Below are 16,739 nucleotides of genomic sequence, written 5' to 3' on the forward strand. Positions count from 1 at the left end.
TGGTGTCGTCACACGGTCGGTCGGCCGGGGGGGGCGGCTGCTGCGGTCAGGCGGCGGGTTCGCCGGCCTGGAGTTGCCATAGGGATGCGTAGAGTCCGTGCTGGGCGAGGAGTTCGTCGTGGGTGCCCTGCTCGGCGACGACGCCGCCCTTGTCCATGACGTAGATCCGGTCGGCGTGGCGGACCGTGGAGAGCCGGTGGGCGATGACCAGCACCGTCCGGTCGGCCGCGAAGACGCGGAGCGCGCGCTGGATGGCGGCCTCGGTCTCGTTGTCCACGGCGGACGTGGCTTCGTCGAGGATCACGACCGGCGCGTCCTTGAGGATCGCGCGTGCCAGCGCGATCCGCTGTCGCTGGCCGCCGGAGAGCGCGGCACCGCGTTCGCCGATCACCGTGTCGTAGCCGTCCGGCAGCGTCGCGACGAAGGTGTGTGCCTCGGCCTTCATGGCCGCCTCGGTCACGGCCTCGTCCGAGGCTCCGAAGCTGCCGTAGCGGATGTTGTCGGCGACGGTGCCGTCGAAGAGGAAGGGGTCCTGGGCGACGAACCCGATCGCGTGGCGCAGGTCGTGCCGCGACAGCTCGCGCACGTCCCGCCCGTCGAGCAGCACGCTGCCGATGTCCGCGTTCCGGAATCGCATCAGCAGCTTGGCGATCGTGGTCTTGCCGGAGCCGGTGGCGCCGACGAGGGCGGTGACCTGCCCGGCGGGGATGGTCAGCGAGAGGTCCTCCAGCGCCGGTGGCCGATCGGGGTAGGCGAAGGTCACCTTGTCGAGGACGATCTCCCCGCGCGTCTTCTCGGCGTCGAGCGGTCCGCCGGTGCCGTCGGTCTCGACGGGGAGGGCGCGCAGCCGCTGGACCCGGTCGTAGGCGGTGATCGTGCGCTGGTACTGGTCGACGATGCCGCCGAGCCGGTTCATCCGCAGCATGACCATCTGGGGCAGCCCGATCAGCGGGCTGAACACCTCGAACGGCAGGCTGCCGTCGAGCACCGCCCGGCCGCCGATCAGCAGGGTTCCGGCCATCGAGCTGGTCGTGCAGACCCGGACGATCTCGGCGTGGCGGATCGTGCTCCGGTCGGTCCGCCGGCTGCTGTCCTGGACCTCCCCGCTCAGCCGGTCGATGCGCTCGGCCTCGTAGTCCTCGGTGCAGAAGCTCTTGACGGTGGCACCGGCCTCCAGCGTGTTCACCAACTGGCTGTGCAGCCTGGCCCGGTGCTCACCGGAGACTGCGTAGTCGGCCGCGACTTTGTCCTGGTAGTGGAACGACAGCCAGGCGATGACCGGGATGGGCAGGAACGCGATCCAGGCGATCTGTGGCGCCAGCAACAGGAACAGCGGCACCAGGAGGGCCAGACTGGTGCCGAGTTGCAGCAGGTCGTTGGCCGAGGTGGCGAAGAAGGTGCCCAGCTGACGGACGTCGTCGGTGAGCGCGCCGGCGATCCGGGTGGTCCGCTCGCCTTCCAGGTGCCGTAGTTCGAGGTGCTGCACATGGGCGTACGTCCGGTTGCGCCAGTCGTGCTCGATGTCCTGGCCGAGCCGGCGCCACTGGACGTTCGAGGCGTACGAGAGACCCGCCACGGCGGCACAGGCGGCGGTCATCAGCCCCGCCAGGCCGAGGAGTTGGGCGGACGCGGTGGTCAGGCCGAGGCGGAGCAGCGGAGCTGCCTGCCCCTTGATGAGGACCAGTCCGGTCCAGCCGAGGAAGGTACCGAGCGCCATCTCCGAGGCCTGGCAGGCGACGGACAGGGCGACGGCCCCGTAGAGACGGCGTCGGTGCGGTCCGACGATCTCCACCAGGGGGTGGCGTTCGACGCCGGGCCCGGCCGTTTCCTGGGATGCGTCGACCGTTCCGCGCCAGGCCTTCTGGAGAACGGCCGCGGTCACCGCGGCCACCCCGCCCACTGCCACCAGTTGCCTGCTCAGCGCCGACCCCTTGATCAGCGCGATCCCGGCCGCGACCCCGCCGCCGACGGCGAGCACCGGTCGCACGACCAGGCCGCGGTCCGCCCTCGGGGCCGCTGCGGCGACGGGGCGGGCCGGTGCCGGGCGTCCCGCTCCGGTCGGATCCTCCGCGACCAGGGCGACGGCTCTGCGGACGATCCGGCCGATGTCCGTGGCGCGCAGCCGTGCATCGTGCCGGACGAGCACCCCGCCGGTGACCGGGTTGGCCCGGGCCTCGGTGATCCCGGGAATGCGGCGCAGCGCGGCGGCGAGGATCTCGGCCGTCCGTGGCCGTCCGAGCACCAGCTTGACGTCCCAGCGCTGGCGGCCCGGAGTGACCGAGCGCGGGCTCACGTCCAATTCCGCGGAGCGGAATCCGGCCGCGGCACCCAGTAGCGATGACATGCGTACGATCACCTGTTTGCGGAGGTCACGGGTAATCCGTCAACGGGCGCGGCGAATTTCGGCGCACGGCGGATCACTGCGACGGGGTGGAAATTCCGAAAGGGGGCAGAAGCGCGGCCGAAAGGCCCACGGCCGACCGCCGCGGGGCCCGTCTTCCGAGGTCGGCAGGAAGACGCGCCCAGGCGGCGGAGCGGGCCGGGCATCAGGGCGTCACTGCGCCTTCGCGGCGCTGGCGGTCGCCCGGATCTTCGGACTCCTGGCCTCGTCCTTCTCGCCGTTCGAGGCTGTACCCGCGGCGGGCCGGTGGTCGTCACCGGAGGCGATCTGCGCCGCCACCATCTCGGCAGCCACCTCGACCGCGAGGTCGTGGATGTTCTCTCCGGCCTCCTGGGCCGCTTTCTTCACCTCCATGACAAGGCCGACGGACGTCGTGACGACACCGCGCACCAGCGGCTTGAGGACACGCTTGGCCAGTGGCGCGACGATGAGACCGATCAGAAACGGCGGAACGACGGGCGGCATGATGCTCCAACTTCTCTACGCAGATGTATGACGGGGGACCCAGGGCATTGCGCACCCCGGAGCACGCACGGCGGGGAAGGCGGAAGCACCCATTTCCGGAATTCTCGATATCCAGTGCCGGACTCCCCGCCCGGTTGAATTCCTTCTCGATGGGGTAAACCGTCCGCTCATCGATCACGGTAGCCCAGTCATGACCGTCCAGGCCAAACGGTCTCGGCGGGTTTCACTCATGCGAGTGCTATCCATGTTCGGACCGCTACGGATTGCAGTAGGTGCACCCACCAAGCAAAGTGCTTTTCTAATTTACCTATTACTGGTGACCGGCTGCATGGTGACTGCCATCGCGGTGGGAGGAGGCCGCCGTCCGGTCACTCGTGTGCGGAGCAAAGACTCACACTGCCTCCGCCGCACCCGACCACCTCGACCGCACACTCCGCCGCGAGCTACGCAAGATCCAGCTCCGGCCTCACCTGATCGGCGGCTGCCTCACCGCCACCGCTCAGTTCCGACCGTTCACGGACGAGTGAACTCCCCGCCGACCACTGGCGAACCGGCTGCTGCGAACACCAGCATGGCCGGCATGGCCACCACGCACCCCCGAGCTGAGCGGGCCGCCCAGGCCCGGGCGGCCGAAGCCCAGCTCGCCGCCGACGGAATCGACGGGGTGGTGTTCGGCTGGGTCGACAACGCCGGACTCACCCGGGTGAAGTCCGTCCCGCTCGCCCAGCTCGAACACGCCGCCGAGTACGGCGTCGGCGCCGTACCCTGCTTCGACGTCTCCCTGGTGGACGACTCCTTCACCGTTGCGCCTTCGAGTACCGGCCCGGTGGGCGACCTGCGGCTCGTCCCCGACCTCGACCGGCTCACCCCGCTCGCCGCCCAGCCCGGCTGGGCCTGGGCCCCGGCCGACCGCTACACCCAGGACGGCACCCCGCACCCCGGCTGCCAGCGCCGATTCGCCAGCCAGGTCACCGAGGCCGTCGAGCGGCGCGGGCTTTCGGTGCGAGCCGGGATCGAGGTCGAGTGGGTGGTGGCCGACGCCGCCGGGGCCCCCGCGACGGTCGGGCCCGGGTACGGGATGACCCGCTTCGTCGAGCACTCCGACTACCTGCGGGAGGTGCTGCGCGCCCTCACCGCCCAGGGGTTGGCCGTGCTCCAGCTCCACCCCGAGTACGCCGCCGGGCAGTTCGAGGTCTCGGTCGCCGCCGAGGGGCCGGTCGAGGCGGCCGACACCACGATGCTGGTGCGCCACACCATCCGGGCCGTCTCCGCCCGGCACGGCCTGCGGGTCTCGTACGCACCCGTCTTCACCGAAGGCTCGGTCGGCAACGGCGCCCACCTGCACCTCAGCCTCTGGCGACAGGGCCAGAACCTCGGGCACGGCGGCCTCGGCCGCCACGGGCTGCACCCCGACGCCGAGCAGTTCTTCGCGGGTGTACTGGCCGAGCTGCCCGCCCTGCTCGCCCTCGGCGCGCCCAGCGTCGCCTCCTACCTGCGGCTGGTCCCCTCCCGCTTTGCAGGGGCCTACCGCTGCTGGGGTCTGGAGAACCGTGAGGCGGCGCTGCGCCTGATCACCGGCCCCGCCGCCGGGCAGGCCAACGCCGAGCTCAAGTGCTTCGACGCCGCCGCCAACCCGTACCTGGAGATCGGCGGCGTGCTGGCCGCCGGACTCGCCGGCCTGGACGCCGGCCTGCCCCTCCCGCCCGAGACCCCGAGCGATCCCGCCGCCCTCGGCGCCGCCGAGCGCCTCCCGGCGAGCCTGCCGGAGGCGATCGACGCGTACGAGAAGTCCGCACTGCTGCGGCAGGCGCTCGGTCCCGAGTTGTACGAGGCCGTGCTGGCCGTCCGGCGGGCGGAGGCGGAGCTGTTCGGGATGCACACGGATGCGGACGTCATCGAGGCCGTCCGCTGGCGCTACTGACGAGCATCGGCTCTGCTCCTCCGGCTCACGGAGCTCAGCAGGATGCGGCCCCAGAAGGTGCGGAGCAGATCCTTGGCCGCGCCCGTGCCTGTGGCCGAAGCGGTCGCAGGCACGGTGTCGCCCGTGGCGAAAGGCGAGGCCCACTTGTCAGTGCTCGACAACTCGTGCGCTCGGCGGGACTGTCGGCGTGGGTAGCGGTGCCGGCCCCACCGCGAGGGGAGACAGCTCCTTCGAGGTACGAAGTCTCACCGTCCCAGCAGCGGTGGTCGAGCAGGTCCTCGGCGAGGGCGGCCGTGGCCTCGGGGGGTGCCGATGGTGGCGAGGGCGCCGGGGATGGTCGCGGTGGCGTCGGCGGTACTGCTGCCGAGACTGGCGATCACCCCGGCATTTTGATCAGCTGTGCTGCTGCGGCTGGCCTGTCCGGGCAGGACGAACGCGTTCGCGACTTTGCAGCGAGTGTCCGGAGTCCCAGGTGGCGTACTGGAATCCGAGGACGAAGAGCGGTGCCTTGATGGCCAGTTGAGAGCGGTGGAGCTCGTCGGGTACGGAGGACATCTGCATCAGCCCACTTCGGCTCTGGGAGAGGATCCGAGAGCCAAACCGGTGGCAGCGGGTTCCAGCGGCTTCGCCATGTAGACCGCCTCGGAACCGTAGCTCGCGGGCAGCCCGATCTCGGGCCGGGCGCGGTAGCCCAGCCGGGACCACAGCACCTCGGAGCCGCGCACGGCGACCAGCGAGAGGGTCCGGTAGCGGGCCGCCCGCCCGGTCTCCTCCAGATGCCGCTGCATCCGGCGGGCCAGGCCCCGGCCCCGCGCCCGCTCGGCGATCACCAGGTCGTGGGTGTGCAGGTTGCTCCCCCGGTTGCTCTCCCGTACCGCGCCGTCCTCGGCCAGGCTCAGGTCCGGGCAGCGGAACAGCGGGTACGGCAATGCGAGCAGGTAGCCTCCGAAGCCGCCCGCGTGCTCCAGCACGAAGCAGGTCGAGGGCGAGGCGCGGTGCCGGGAGCGCAGCGCCTCCCGCCCCTCGGACAGACCGCTCGCGGCGTAGGCGCGTTCCTCCAACTCGACCACCTCATCCCAGTCCTCCTCCCGAAACCGCCGGATCCGGGTGTCGGTCATGCTCCTCCTCCGTCCAGAGCCGGGCCTCCGACGCAGGTGTACGGCAGCGGCGCGAAGCCGTTGAACCCCCGGGTGGCGTAGGCGGCGGCGTAAGCGCCGCAGGAGTGGACCCACACCGGGTCGCCGGAGGTGATCGCGCGCGGGACCCGCACCAGGCCGTCCTCCTGGGCGTACGCGTCGTCGCTGTCGCAGGTCGGGCCGGCCACCATGGCGTCGACGAACTGCCCGCCGGAATGGGTGGGGAACTCCAGGCGGTACTGCAACTGGTCCATCTCGTAGAGGCCGTTGAACTTGCCGCAGCTCAGGTAGAGCCAGTCCTCGCGGGTGCCGTCGAGCCGATGGCGGGAAGAGAGCCGGGCGACGTGGGCGCGGATCGCGCCGTGGTCGGCGACCAGGTGGCGACCGGGCTCCAGCAGGAAGTCCAACGGGGCGGCGCTGACGGCACGCAGCCGTTCCATGCCCTCGCGGATCACCACGAACATCTTGTCCAGCGGCGGTTCCAGCGGCCGGCCGCGCCGGTCGAGGACGCCGAGGGCGGGCAGTCCGCCGCCGAGGTTGATCCGGTCCGGGGTGATGCCGCGCCGGCTGAGCGCCTCCAGGACCGCCGCCAGCGAGTCGATCGCCGCGACCCAGGCCTCGGCGGTCATCTGCTGGGAGCCGACGTGCACCGACAGGCCGGAGGGCACCAGCCCGGCGCTCCGGGCGGCGCCGAGCACCCGCGGGGCGTCCTCGGGCGAGCAGCCGAACTTGCGGCTGAGACCCCACAGCGCGCCCTCGCCGGTGGTCGCGAGCCGGCAGAACACCTGGGAGCCGGGGGCGTGTTCGGCGATCGCGCCGACGTCCTCCAGGCAGTCGGTGGCGAAGTCACGCACACCCAGCCGGTAGGCCTCGGCGATGTTGCGGTCGGACTTGACGGTGTTGCCGTAGTGGATCAGCCCGGGGGCCACCCCGGTGCGCAGCGCCTGGGCGATCTCCTGCGGGCTCGCCGCGTCGAAGCCGGCGCCGAGCCGGGCGAGGTGGCCGAGCACCTCGTCCACCGGGCAGGCCTTCATCGCGAACCGGACGGCGACGCCGGGCAGTTCGGCGCACAGGGCGGCGTACTGGCGGCCGATGCCGTCGAGGTCGTAGATGATGGTGTCCTCGATGGCAGCGGCGAGCGCGGCGCGCAGGGCGGGGCGGTCGTGCTGGTCGGGGATGGGCGCGATGGATGCCTGCACGGTGGCCGGCGCGGTCGGGGCGCGGTGGCCGATTCTGCCATGGTCGGCCGTCCGACGCGGTTCGGCGATCTGGCGCACGTCGGTGGTCTGAGGCCTCACGTGTGAACTCCCGGTCCGACTGGATGAATGATGCCAAGGGCTTGCTGGCCCGCATGAGATGAAGCGAGGGAGTCCAAAGGTCGGCTGTGACGCCTGACCTGGACTCCCTCCACGCCGCACTCTATGCACTTCCGGGGCCTGCACCTGCACCTGCTGCGCACCCTGCGCGGGCCGCCCGCCACCTTCGCACCGACCGGCGCAAAAGCCGACGATCGTGAGATCTTGCCAGCCCGCCACGAACGGGTTTCATCCGGCGTGCGAATCCCGCGAAGGAGAGGCCGATCTGGCGATGCAGCCTCCGCCTGCGAACAGACTCACCGATCTTTCGTCTGGGCGTCCTTGCCGGTCTGGGGCAATGGGCCGCGCCGCCCGTCGTCCCCGTCGTCCCCGTCGTCCCCGTCGTCCCCGTCGTCCCCGTCGTCCCCGTCGTCCTGGCAGCACACGATCTCGGCCCTGTCGGGACACTGCCGCAGCCGGACCTCATCCCCCCTGTCTCCCAGCGCGGCCGGCCCTTGTCCGGCCTGCCGCTCACTGACGCGGTGCACCACCGCGTCATCGGTACAGCGCTCGAACTGAGCGGTGGGGAACGCCCCCGATCCGACCAGCTATCGAACGCGCAGTGCACGAACATGTTTGCTGGCACGGGCGAGACAGCGGACCCTTGAGGAGTCCCCCGATCACACTCCTGCAAGGTGCCGCCCGGGCAGTTGCAGCGCGCCTTGAGCCACCGCTCGGCATACAGAACCACCCGAACGGCGTCGGTGTGAGCATCCACGACCTTGACGATCATGTTCCACCGGATGCTGCGGGTTGGTCGGTCCCTCGACCCGCTCGGCGAACGCCGTCGCCGGACACGGCGGATTGAGCCACTTCAACCGCGCACCACGAGTCCGCCCCCCGGCCGGCACTCCTTCGACGTGCGCGTCAGCGAGCCGCCGCGCGCACCGGCCGTGCACACGCCACGACACCACTCCGTACCTTGGGCACCTTGGCCAGCCAGACCGCATCCAGCTCGTCAGTCTCGGGCCAACCCGGGGCGTTCTTCACCTAGGGTGCGTTTCCCCGTTGGGTGAGGTTAGCGGGGTCGCCCGTGTCCGGCGTGATGCCCGTCTCGTTGCGGTAAGCAGGTTGATCAGCTGGCGCGAGAGGTGGGTCGGATGAGCTGTGATGAGGTGCTGCGGCTGCTTCGGGAGCGGGAGGCCGCCTGTCACAGCGAAGCGGAACGGCTCGGGGCCGAGGCTGAACGGATCATGGTCCGGCCGGTGATGTGTGAGCAGGAACCGGCCCGTATCTCAACGGTGTGCGAAGTCGTCGGTGAACTGCCGCGAATCGAGCCGGTGCCGGTATCCCCTACCGGCTCCACTGCCATGGTCCCCGACCCCGCACCGGGGTGGACATCCGCCGGACACCGAGGCTCTGGAACATCTGCTTGCGGTACCAGCCCGGTATGCCGGTCCAGTGTGTTGCCGGCAGGTGGTGGAGGGGCTTGGTCCGGAGGTGGCGCCCCGCCGGATGGAAGCGATCCGGCATCGTTTGGAGAAGGACGTTGCGGCGAAGCCGACGGTGCAGACTCCGGGCGGGTTGTTCACCGTGACGCGTGGCACGGTCGCGGCGAGAGGGTGAACGTGCGGCAAGAGGATGGTCTTCTCCTCGATGGCCGGTTGATCTGCCCGACGCGCAAGAAAGAAGACCTGGTGGCATTTTATGTGTCCGAGCCCCGCCGATACCTTCACCGCGAGCCGTATCCGGATGGAGGAGATACTCGCGCGTCTGTCCGACCTAGTGTTGATGCCCTGTACCCAGGACGTATGAGAGGACTACGTCGCAGTCGCGGTGCTGGTGATGGTGCTGCAGGACCAGCTCGATATCCGCGCCGCCACCGCGCCGCCGGGATGTGACCGGCGCGGACGGGCGGGTGCGCACGCGCTCGGAGCGCGGGCACGTGCGGCAGCCGGCCACCACCGTCGGGCGCGTGGACATCTCTCGGGTCGCGTAGGGCTCGTCGGCGCCGAACCTGCACGTACCCGGCAACTCGTATCGACGCCGCCGAGCTGCTGGTACTCACCTGTGACGCCACCGGTGTGAACATGATCCCGTCCGGGTTGAGGGTCACCACCCGCGCCACCACCGAGACCCACGCGGCGGCCGGCCTTCCCCAAGCGTTTCGATGTCTGTCCATGAAGAGCGCCTTGCGGTGCCTTGGCCGACAGATGTCTCCGAACGATGTTTCGCCCCGACAGCTGGAAGGTGCCATGAGCGCGCGTCGCCTGTTACCGAACGATGAGTCCCTTGACCTCATCAGGCTGGTCCGGAAATTGGCGGCTGATGAACTCGCGTCGCGAGTGGATGCCGATGAGGCGAACGAGGCATTCCCTCGTGACGTCTTCAGGCTCCTCGGACGCGTCGGCCTGCTCGGTCTGCCGTACTCCGAGGCGTACGGCGGCAGCGGCCTGTCCTACGAGGTGTACCTGCAGGTTGTCGAAGAGATCGCGTCCGTGTGGGCTTCAGTCGGCGTAGGTGTCTCCGTGCACGTGCTGTCGTGCTTCGGCCTGGCGACGATTGGCACCGAGGAGCAGAAGCAGGAGTTGCTGCCCGCGATGCTCGGTGGCGAGCTGCTGGGTGCCTACTGCCTCTCGGAGCCGCACGCCGGCTCGGACCCGGCCGCGCTGCGGACCCGGGCCCGTCTGGACGGCGATCACTACGTCCTGAACGGTGCGAAAGCCTGGACGACCCACGGCGGCCACGCGGACTACTACAAGGTCATGGCCCGCACCTCGGAAGACCGCACGGGTATCTCGTGCTTCATGATCCCCGCTGACACCGAGGGCCTCACCGCTGATGTGCCCGAACGGAAGATGGGCCTGACTGGGTCCACGACGGCGACCATGGTCCTCCGGGACGTCCGTGTCCCGGTCGAGCGGCGTATCGGTGCTGAGGGCGGCGGCCTGCGTATCGCTCTCGCGAGCCTGGATTCCGGCCGTCTCGGTATCGCGGCCGTCGCGGTCGGTCTCGCCCAGGGCGCTCTCGACCACGCGATCGCCTACGCACGCGATCGGGAGACGTTCGGATCACGCATCATCGACCACCAGGGAGTCGCGTTTCTGCTCGCCGACATGGAGGCCGCGGTCTTTTCAGCGCGTGCTGCGACCCTCCATGCCGCCCGGTTGAAGGACGCGGGACTGCCGTTCAGCCGTGAGGCGTCGGTCGCGAAGCTCGTCGCGACCGACAACGCGATGCGTGTCACCACTGATGCGGTGCAGGTCCTCGGCGGGGTCGGCTACACGCGCGAGTTCCCGGTCGAACGGTACATGCGTGAGGCCAAGTTGACTCAGATCTTCGAAGGCACGAACCAGATTCAGCGCATGGTCATCGGGCGGTCGCTCGCCAAGTCCAACCATGGCGACCTCACCCTGGCCCCTTGAGTCTTGGCTCTGAAGCTGATCGGAAGACCGATGTCCGGGAGGGCGGGCGGCAGCATCCGATCGGCGTGCGGACCGGATGACGTGCGACGGGCCGGTCAGGCCGATGCCGGCGTGAGGGCGACTTGGTCGCTGACGGCCTGGAGTTAGTGGACGAGATCGCGGATCGTGGGGTCCAGGGTGCGTATCGAGACACGATCAAACCCCCTGTCTGTATGGCCTGGATAGGGTGACCACATGTCGCAGACGCTTCCGCCCCTGATCACCGAGGCGGCAGCATTGTCGGTCGCCGGAGAGCGGATCCGCCGGTACGAGATGGGACCGGCTCTCATCGGGGCAGGGGCGAACGCAACCGTCGTCATCGTCGCCCCGGGGGACGACCATGGGGTCAGCGGCGTCCAGGACTCCACCAAGGTGCTCCTGCGCGGAGACCGGATTCCGGAGCTCCACCCACGGTTCGAATTCCGAGGGCCGCTACCGATCCACGTCTTCGTCCGCCTCGACCAGGGCTGCCTTCCCCTCGGCACCGCGCTCTGCAGAGGAAGGCCGTCCGCACCCGCCGGTTTCGACCACGCCGACCTGGAGCTCGACAAGCCTTTGACCCGCCGACTGCTGGACGCGGTCCGGCCGGTCCCGGCACCCGGGCCAGTGCCGGGGACGGACTGGGTCGACCATGTGGAGACGGATCCGATCCGGGCCCTGGAGTCGTTCATCCTCGGCTGGTTTCCCGCCGAGGCGACCGAGCCGGCAGAGGAAGAGAGTACGGCGGGCGAACCGGAGGACCTGCCGGAGGCGTTGGCCGCCTTCCACCGCCTGGCCCGCCTCCGTCCTGCTGTCCACAGGTTCCGCAACCCGGTGCTGAAACAGCCCCGGCGAACTTCCGGGCCGCGCGGCGGCCGGATGGTCTTCGCCGTGGACGGCGAGGGCGTTCGGGACTGGTCCATCCCTTGGCCACCGCAAGAACCGGGCGAAGCCGATCCCCGTGTACGGCTCACCGAAGACCCCTTCTTCGAGGACCCGGGGACGGTCCTTGAAGAGGAGCCGCTGAGCCGCTTCCTCCTGCAGTACACCCTCTACGAGGCCATGAATGCCGCCTCCTACCACGCATGGACGTACTGCATGCCGACGGCGCGTCTCGCCCCGTTGCGGAGCATGCTGCGCCCCGTACCCCTGAGCCCGTTCCTGCCGACCTACACCGCCGAGAAGTTCTTTGTCGCTCCCGGACTGCTCACCACGGTCAGCGGCGATGAGAACGAGGCCGTCGTGGCCTTCGCCGCGCTCCACCGCGCCACCTTGACACCGCTACTTGACCATGGGTTCCGCTGGTTTCGATTCGACGGCTGAGGCATGAGGCCCGTCATCGGGGCGCATACCCGGTCGTGGTCGGAGGCCGGCGAGGTAGCTGTCCCGGGGTCTTGTCGTATCTGGGGGCGATGCCTCGCCAGGCCTTCAGCTTGTTGATGAGGCGCTCGACAGCGTTCCGTTCCTTGTAGAGGTCAGCGGCGTGGCTGACGGGCCGACCGCCCGCGGAGCCCTTCTTCTCCCGGTTGGCGGCCTGGTGTCTCTTCTCCGGGATCACGGCCTTGATGCCGCGTCTACGCAGGTGGGCCCGGTTTCTGTGGGATAAGTAGGCCTTGTCGCCAGCGACCGCGTCCGGCTGGCTTCGAGGGCGACCGACGGGTCCGCGGACCCGTATCTTCCCCAGCACGGGGATGAACTGCGGACTGTCCGCGACCTGCCCCGCGGTCAGCACGAATGCCGGCGGGCGGCACTTGCGGTCGGCGGCCAGGCGCACCTTGCTGGTCTGCCCACCTCTGGAGCGTCCCAGCAGGGCGGTCTTCAGCCTCAGTTTTCGCCGGCGCTGGACGCGTATCCTGCATGGCCACCCGGTTCATGAACGCCAAGCAGACCGCCGAGTATCCGAACATGTCACTCACCTGGGTGTACCGAGACGCACCTCAACTGGGACTTGTCCCATACAAGTTCGGGAACGGCCGTAGCGCGAAGCTGCAGTTCAAGACCGCAGACGTACACGCCTGGGCTCACCAGCAGAAGCTCGGTTGAGTTGCTCCAGGTTGGATTCCCGGCCGCCTGCGCAGCCAGGAACCACCCGTCTCGTCAGGCCGCGAGTGCCATGTCCAGGACCTGCGCCGCCTTGCCGATCGATCCCGGCAGGAGATGCCGGTAAATCGAGCAAAGGCATCCCTGACCAGGAGTGATCCGCCGCCGACGGCGGCCGGGGCAGGCTCAGAGAGCCTTCACCCGGCCCGCGGGGTACGCGCCTCGGCCGGCTTCCTCGACACCACCAACTCAGCGCACGTGCCTTCGCCGTGCCGGGAACCCGGGCGGCACCGGCAGGTGATGTGGAGACCACGGCGATGAAGGCGCCCTTGCCGTCGAGCTGTCCAACGCGTGCTGCTGCTCTCGTCCGGATGGCGCCGGCTCAGGCCCCGTTGAAGTGCTCGTCGGCGAAACCCGGCTTGGCGTCGTCGATCGCCCGCCGGTACCGCTCGGCGATGTGCTCGGGGTCGAACGGGGTGCCCGGCTCGACCATCCCGTTGACCGTGAGGGTGAGGACCCGAATGCCGTCGTCGGCCAGCTGGGTGCCCAGCAGGTTCGCGACCCCGCGCAGCGCCAGCTTGCCCAGGGACAACGTGGCGAGGCTCGGGTGCGGCCGGTCGGCCAGACCGCCACCGGTGAACAGCAACGTGCCGCCGCCGGCGGCTCGCATGGCCGGCACCGCGATCTGGGCGGCCACCACCCCGCCGACGACGTCGACGGTGTAGGCGCCCAGCAGGTCCTCGGGCGCGGCCGACAGAAGGTCGTCGGGCGTCAGCTGGGCAACGTTGTACAGCACTACGCCGGGCGGGTTCGGGGCCGCGTAGAGCGAGCTCAACGCCTCGCGCAGCTGCCCGGGGTCGGCCGCGTCGACGCGCACGACGGCCACCTCGGCCCCGGTCGGGCGCAGGTCGGCGGCGAGCTCCTCGAGCTTGTCCCGATGCCGGGCGGCGAGGGTCACCCGGAAGCCGTCGCGGGCGAAGCGACGGGCGGTGGCGGCGCCGATGCCGGGGCCGGCACCGATCACGAGCAGGTGGCGTGCGTCGGCGGGATGCGGCGAGGGGGACGTGACGGCGGACACGGTAGGCAGGCTCCTTCAGGGCAGGGTGCACAAGGCCGATGGCCGTATCGTTTCGGGTCCCAAGAGTGGTATCAAGTCACTCCTGATGCTAGCTTCCGGACGAGTGGGGGGCTGGCCGGTCCCCGGAGGATCCTGATGGTTGTGTACACCGTGCCGCGGCCCGAGGAGCCGGTCGACCCGTCGCCCGGTTCCGGTCATGCCATCGGTCTCGAGCGCCGCGGCGACTCCGACGGCGCGTCTGCCCGGCGCCGGGAGCTCGCCGTCTTCCTGCGCAGCCGGCGCGAGCGCATGTCGCCGAGCGAGCTCGGTATCGTGGCGATCACTCGGCGGCGCACCCCCGGTCTGCGCAGGGAGGAGGTCGCTCAGCACGCCGGGATGAGCGTCACCTGGTACACGGCCCTGGAGCAGGCCCGCGACGTACGCCCCTCGCCGCAGGTACTCAACGCGCTCGCCCGCACGCTGCGCCTGGACCACGACGAGCGCCACCACCTCTACCGGCTCGCCGGTGCCGCGGACGACGCCGTGGTCACGGAGTGCAACGCCGTGAGCGCCGAGTTGCACGCCGTGCTGGACAAGCTCGACCCCTACCCCGCATGCGTCCAGAACGGCAAGTTCGACCTGCTCGCCTACAACAGCGCGATGCGCCTGCTGATCACCGACCTCGACGAGGTGCCGATCGCAGAGCGCAACTGCGTCTGGCTCACCTTCACCGAGCCGCGCTGGCGCGAGCGCCTCGTCGACTGGGAGCAGGCCGCGGCTCGCCAGGTCGCGAACCTGCGCGTCGCAATGGCCGAGCACGTCGACGACGGCCGATGGAAGGCGCTGGTTTCGCGGCTGCGCGCGGAGTCGTCGGAGTTCGCCGAACTGTGGGACCGGCACTCCGTCCGCGGTGTCGACGCCGGTGTGCCGCGCCAGATCGACAACCCGGCGACCGGTCGGATGACCTTTACTGTCTCCAACACCTGGGTCGCGCCCGGCTCGACGACCCGGCTGCAGGTGCTGCTCCCCGCGGACCCCGACACCGTCGAGCGGCTGACCAGGCTGGTCGCCGACGCCGGCTGAGCCAGCCCCGCGCTCAGCCGGCCCGGTCGTCGGGTCAGTCCCCCGGCTGCGCAACAGACCGGCCAGTGCGGCATCGGCCACCGTCTCACCGTTCGCCCCTGGTCAGCGGCGCGTGCCCGACGAGTAACCGCGGCGGCGGATCAACCCCTTCTGGGCCACGCCGCTCCTGCGGTCCGCGGGCGGTCACACGTCGACCGCGACCCCGGTCTCCCCCGGTCGCGCATGCAGGTGGGGCAGGGTGAGCGAACCGGCCGCGATCGCGAGCATGATCGCGGCCTGGACCGCGAGCGACACCACGAAGGCAGTGCCGACGCCGGTCTTCTCGAGCCCGACGAACAACGTGCCCAGCGTCGCCACCCCGAGTGCCAGACCGGACTGTTGCACCGTGGTGACCACACCGCCCCCCACCCCCACCAGGTGCTCGGGGACGTCGAGCAGGATCAGCCGGAAGAGGCAGGCGAAGACGAGCGCCTGGCCGGCCCCCGCCAGCACGAGTCCCGGTGCGAACGCCCAGTAGTCGGTGTGCGGCCACGTGGTCACGGTGACCAGGACGAGCACCAGGAGGCCGAGAGCGACGGCCACCGCGGCGACGGCGACGACGCGACGGGCGTCGAACCGGGCGATGGCGCGCGGCGCGGCGAGTGACCCCGCGAAGTAGGCGACCGCCAGCGGGAGGACCGCCAGACCCCCGCCGAGCACCCCGCTGTGCAGGCCCGTCTGGACGGTGAGGGCGAACACGAACATGAAGGCGCCGTAGCTGAGCATGAAGGGGAGGTGCATCGCGAAGCCGCGCCTCATCGACCGCAGCCGCAGCAGCGAGGGAGGCAGCAGCGGCACCCGCCCGGCCGCCTCGGCGCGGCGTTCGACGACGACCGTCGCCGCCGCGAGCACCGGCGCCAGCGCCAAAGCGCCCCAGCTCCACGGGGGCCAGCCGATCGTCGGTCCCTCCGCGAGCGGCACCAGCAGGGCCACCAGGGTCCCGGCGAACAGCAGCGTCCCCACCAGGTCGAGCCCGAGCGGGTGCGGTGAGCGGGATGCCGGGACGAGGCGCCGGGCCGCGATCAGGGCCACCGCACCGATCGGCACGTTGACCAGGAAGATCGGCCGCCATCCGGTGCCCGCGACGTCGGCGGTCACCAGCAGGCCACCGACGAGCTGGCCGACCACGATCGCCGCGCCCGCGGCCGAGCTGTACAGCCCGAGGGCCCGGTGCCGCCGTTCCCCGCTCAGCGTCGCGTGGAGCGTCGCGATCACCTGGGGGACGACCAGGCCCGCCGCGGCACCCTGCAGGATCCGCGCCGCGACCAGGACGCCGATCCCGGGAGCCGTTCCGCAGACCAGCGAGGTGAGCACGAAGCCGGACATCCCTGTCAGCAGCATCCGCCGACGGCCGATCATGTCGCCGAGCCGCCCGCCGAGGACCAGTGTCGCGGCATAGGCCGCCCCGTAGCCGGCGACGACGAGTTCGAGCGCGCCGGCACTCGCACCCAGCGACGACCGGATCGTGGGAAGCGCGACATTGACGATGAAGAAGTCGACCTGGGGCAGGAAGACCGCGGTGATCAGCACGGCGAGGCCGGCCCTGGTCAGGCCGGCGGCCGACTGGGCGGAATCGCCCACGGTCCGGACGACGGCTGCAGGACGGGGGGACGAGGTCATGGCCCCCATGGTCGGCACCCGCCGCACGGGCAGCCAGCAACGCTTCATCCTAGGAGTCGCAGTGACCGGCGCGGAGCGGAAGCACCGGATCGACAGGACCGACAGGGCCGACAGGCCGGGGCCACATGGCGCATTGCCGCCTTCCCCCGCCTGGGCGAGCAGCGCCGTGAACACACGCCCCCAGGTGCCGTCGATGCCCCCGTACCGCAGCCTGCTCTGGCCTCACCGTTCCGGTCGGA

General features: G+C 70.5%; 13 protein-coding genes and 1 pseudogene. 4 read left to right on the plus strand and 10 right to left on the minus strand.

The window, feature by feature from the left end; translation table 11 throughout:
* Window positions 1–46 precede the first annotated feature (46 nt).
* Window positions 47–2,344: an ABC transporter ATP-binding protein/permease gene (locus tag KVT45_RS04765; RefSeq protein ID WP_217545192.1), complete on the minus strand. Its 2,298-nt coding sequence runs from the start codon at window positions 2,342–2,344 to the stop codon at window positions 47–49.
* Between the two features lie 210 nt (window positions 2,345–2,554).
* Window positions 2,555–2,866, minus strand: coding sequence for a DUF5132 domain-containing protein (locus KVT45_RS04770; protein ID WP_217545193.1), 312 nt, complete (start codon window positions 2,864–2,866; stop codon window positions 2,555–2,557).
* A 580-nt stretch (window positions 2,867–3,446) separates the two neighbouring features.
* Between KVT45_RS04770 and KVT45_RS04775 the strand changes: the two genes are divergently transcribed.
* A complete protein-coding gene (locus tag KVT45_RS04775; protein ID WP_217545194.1) occupies window positions 3,447–4,787 on the plus strand; it encodes a glutamine synthetase family protein in 1,341 nt (446 codons plus the stop codon).
* A 245-nt stretch (window positions 4,788–5,032) separates the two neighbouring features.
* Here KVT45_RS04775 and KVT45_RS57605 read toward each other — a convergent pair whose 3' ends face one another.
* From KVT45_RS57605 to KVT45_RS04795, 5 genes are all read right to left on the minus strand, one after another.
* On the minus strand, window positions 5,033–5,167 hold the full coding sequence (locus KVT45_RS57605) for a hypothetical protein (RefSeq protein ID WP_302832472.1): 135 nt from the start codon (window positions 5,165–5,167) through the stop codon (window positions 5,033–5,035).
* 13 nt (window positions 5,168–5,180) lie between these two features.
* Complete coding sequence (locus KVT45_RS04780; protein ID WP_217545195.1) at window positions 5,181–5,342, minus strand: hypothetical protein; 162 nt, start codon at window positions 5,340–5,342, stop codon at window positions 5,181–5,183.
* Between the two features lie 5 nt (window positions 5,343–5,347).
* Window positions 5,348–5,905: a GNAT family N-acetyltransferase gene (locus tag KVT45_RS04785; protein ID WP_217545196.1), complete on the minus strand. Its 558-nt coding sequence runs from the start codon at window positions 5,903–5,905 to the stop codon at window positions 5,348–5,350.
* Window positions 5,902–7,101, minus strand: coding sequence for a type III PLP-dependent enzyme (locus KVT45_RS04790; RefSeq protein ID WP_308310650.1), 1,200 nt, complete (start codon window positions 7,099–7,101; stop codon window positions 5,902–5,904). The genes KVT45_RS04785 and KVT45_RS04790 overlap by 4 nt, the downstream gene beginning before the upstream one ends.
* A gap of 434 nt (window positions 7,102–7,535) precedes the next feature.
* Window positions 7,536–7,769, minus strand: coding sequence for a hypothetical protein (locus KVT45_RS04795; protein WP_217545197.1), 234 nt, complete (start codon window positions 7,767–7,769; stop codon window positions 7,536–7,538).
* A gap of 1,704 nt (window positions 7,770–9,473) precedes the next feature.
* Between KVT45_RS04795 and KVT45_RS04800 the strand changes: the two genes are divergently transcribed.
* Complete coding sequence (locus KVT45_RS04800; protein ID WP_217545198.1) at window positions 9,474–10,643, plus strand: acyl-CoA dehydrogenase family protein; 1,170 nt, start codon at window positions 9,474–9,476, stop codon at window positions 10,641–10,643.
* Window positions 10,644–10,877: 234 nt separating this feature from the next.
* On the plus strand, window positions 10,878–11,984 hold the full coding sequence (locus KVT45_RS04805) for a hypothetical protein (protein WP_217545199.1): 1,107 nt from the start codon (window positions 10,878–10,880) through the stop codon (window positions 11,982–11,984).
* Here KVT45_RS04805 and KVT45_RS04810 read toward each other — a convergent pair.
* Both KVT45_RS04810 and KVT45_RS04815 read right to left on the minus strand, forming a co-directional pair.
* Window positions 11,943–12,507, minus strand: a pseudogene (locus KVT45_RS04810) (IS5 family transposase); the annotation flags it as partial. The gene KVT45_RS04805 and the pseudogene KVT45_RS04810 overlap by 42 nt on opposite strands.
* 576 nt (window positions 12,508–13,083) lie before the next feature.
* The gene (locus KVT45_RS04815; RefSeq protein WP_217545200.1) at window positions 13,084–13,779 is read right to left on the minus strand and encodes an SDR family oxidoreductase; all 696 of its coding nucleotides are present in this window, start codon (window positions 13,777–13,779) and stop codon (window positions 13,084–13,086) included.
* Window positions 13,780–13,914: 135 nt separating this feature from the next.
* Here KVT45_RS04815 and KVT45_RS04820 point away from each other — a divergent pair, with 135 nt between their 5' ends.
* Window positions 13,915–14,841, plus strand: coding sequence for a helix-turn-helix transcriptional regulator (locus KVT45_RS04820; protein WP_217545201.1), 927 nt, complete (start codon window positions 13,915–13,917; stop codon window positions 14,839–14,841).
* Between the two features lie 183 nt (window positions 14,842–15,024).
* Here KVT45_RS04820 and KVT45_RS04825 read toward each other — a convergent pair whose 3' ends face one another.
* Window positions 15,025–16,500, minus strand: a complete 1,476-nt coding sequence (locus tag KVT45_RS04825; RefSeq protein ID WP_217545202.1) for an MFS transporter — start codon at window positions 16,498–16,500, stop codon at window positions 15,025–15,027.
* Between the last annotated feature and the right edge of the window lie 239 nt (window positions 16,501–16,739).

Origin of the sequence: Streptomyces sp. GbtcB6 (assembly GCF_019091475.1) — a bacterium.
GTDB classification, from domain to species: Bacteria; Actinomycetota; Actinomycetes; order Streptomycetales; family Streptomycetaceae; genus Streptomyces; species Streptomyces hyaluromycini.

Excerpts from the sequence above, each read along its gene's own strand:
- KVT45_RS04765 (WP_217545192.1), bottom strand. The coding sequence starts at position 2,344 with ATGTCATCGCTACTGGGTGCCGCGGCCGGATTCCGCTCCGCGGAATTG.
- KVT45_RS04770 (WP_217545193.1), bottom strand. The coding sequence starts at position 2,866 with ATGCCGCCCGTCGTTCCGCCGTTTCTGATCGGTCTCATCGTCGCGCCA.
- KVT45_RS04775 (WP_217545194.1), top strand. The coding sequence starts at position 3,447 with ATGGCCACCACGCACCCCCGAGCTGAGCGGGCCGCCCAGGCCCGGGCG.
- KVT45_RS04780 (WP_217545195.1), bottom strand. The coding sequence starts at position 5,342 with ATGTCCTCCGTACCCGACGAGCTCCACCGCTCTCAACTGGCCATCAAG.
- KVT45_RS04785 (WP_217545196.1), bottom strand. The coding sequence starts at position 5,905 with ATGACCGACACCCGGATCCGGCGGTTTCGGGAGGAGGACTGGGATGAG.
- KVT45_RS04800 (WP_217545198.1), top strand. The coding sequence starts at position 9,474 with ATGAGCGCGCGTCGCCTGTTACCGAACGATGAGTCCCTTGACCTCATC.
- KVT45_RS04805 (WP_217545199.1), top strand. The coding sequence starts at position 10,878 with ATGTCGCAGACGCTTCCGCCCCTGATCACCGAGGCGGCAGCATTGTCG.
- KVT45_RS04820 (WP_217545201.1), top strand. The coding sequence starts at position 13,915 with ATGGTTGTGTACACCGTGCCGCGGCCCGAGGAGCCGGTCGACCCGTCG.
- KVT45_RS04825 (WP_217545202.1), bottom strand. The coding sequence starts at position 16,500 with ATGACCTCGTCCCCCCGTCCTGCAGCCGTCGTCCGGACCGTGGGCGAT.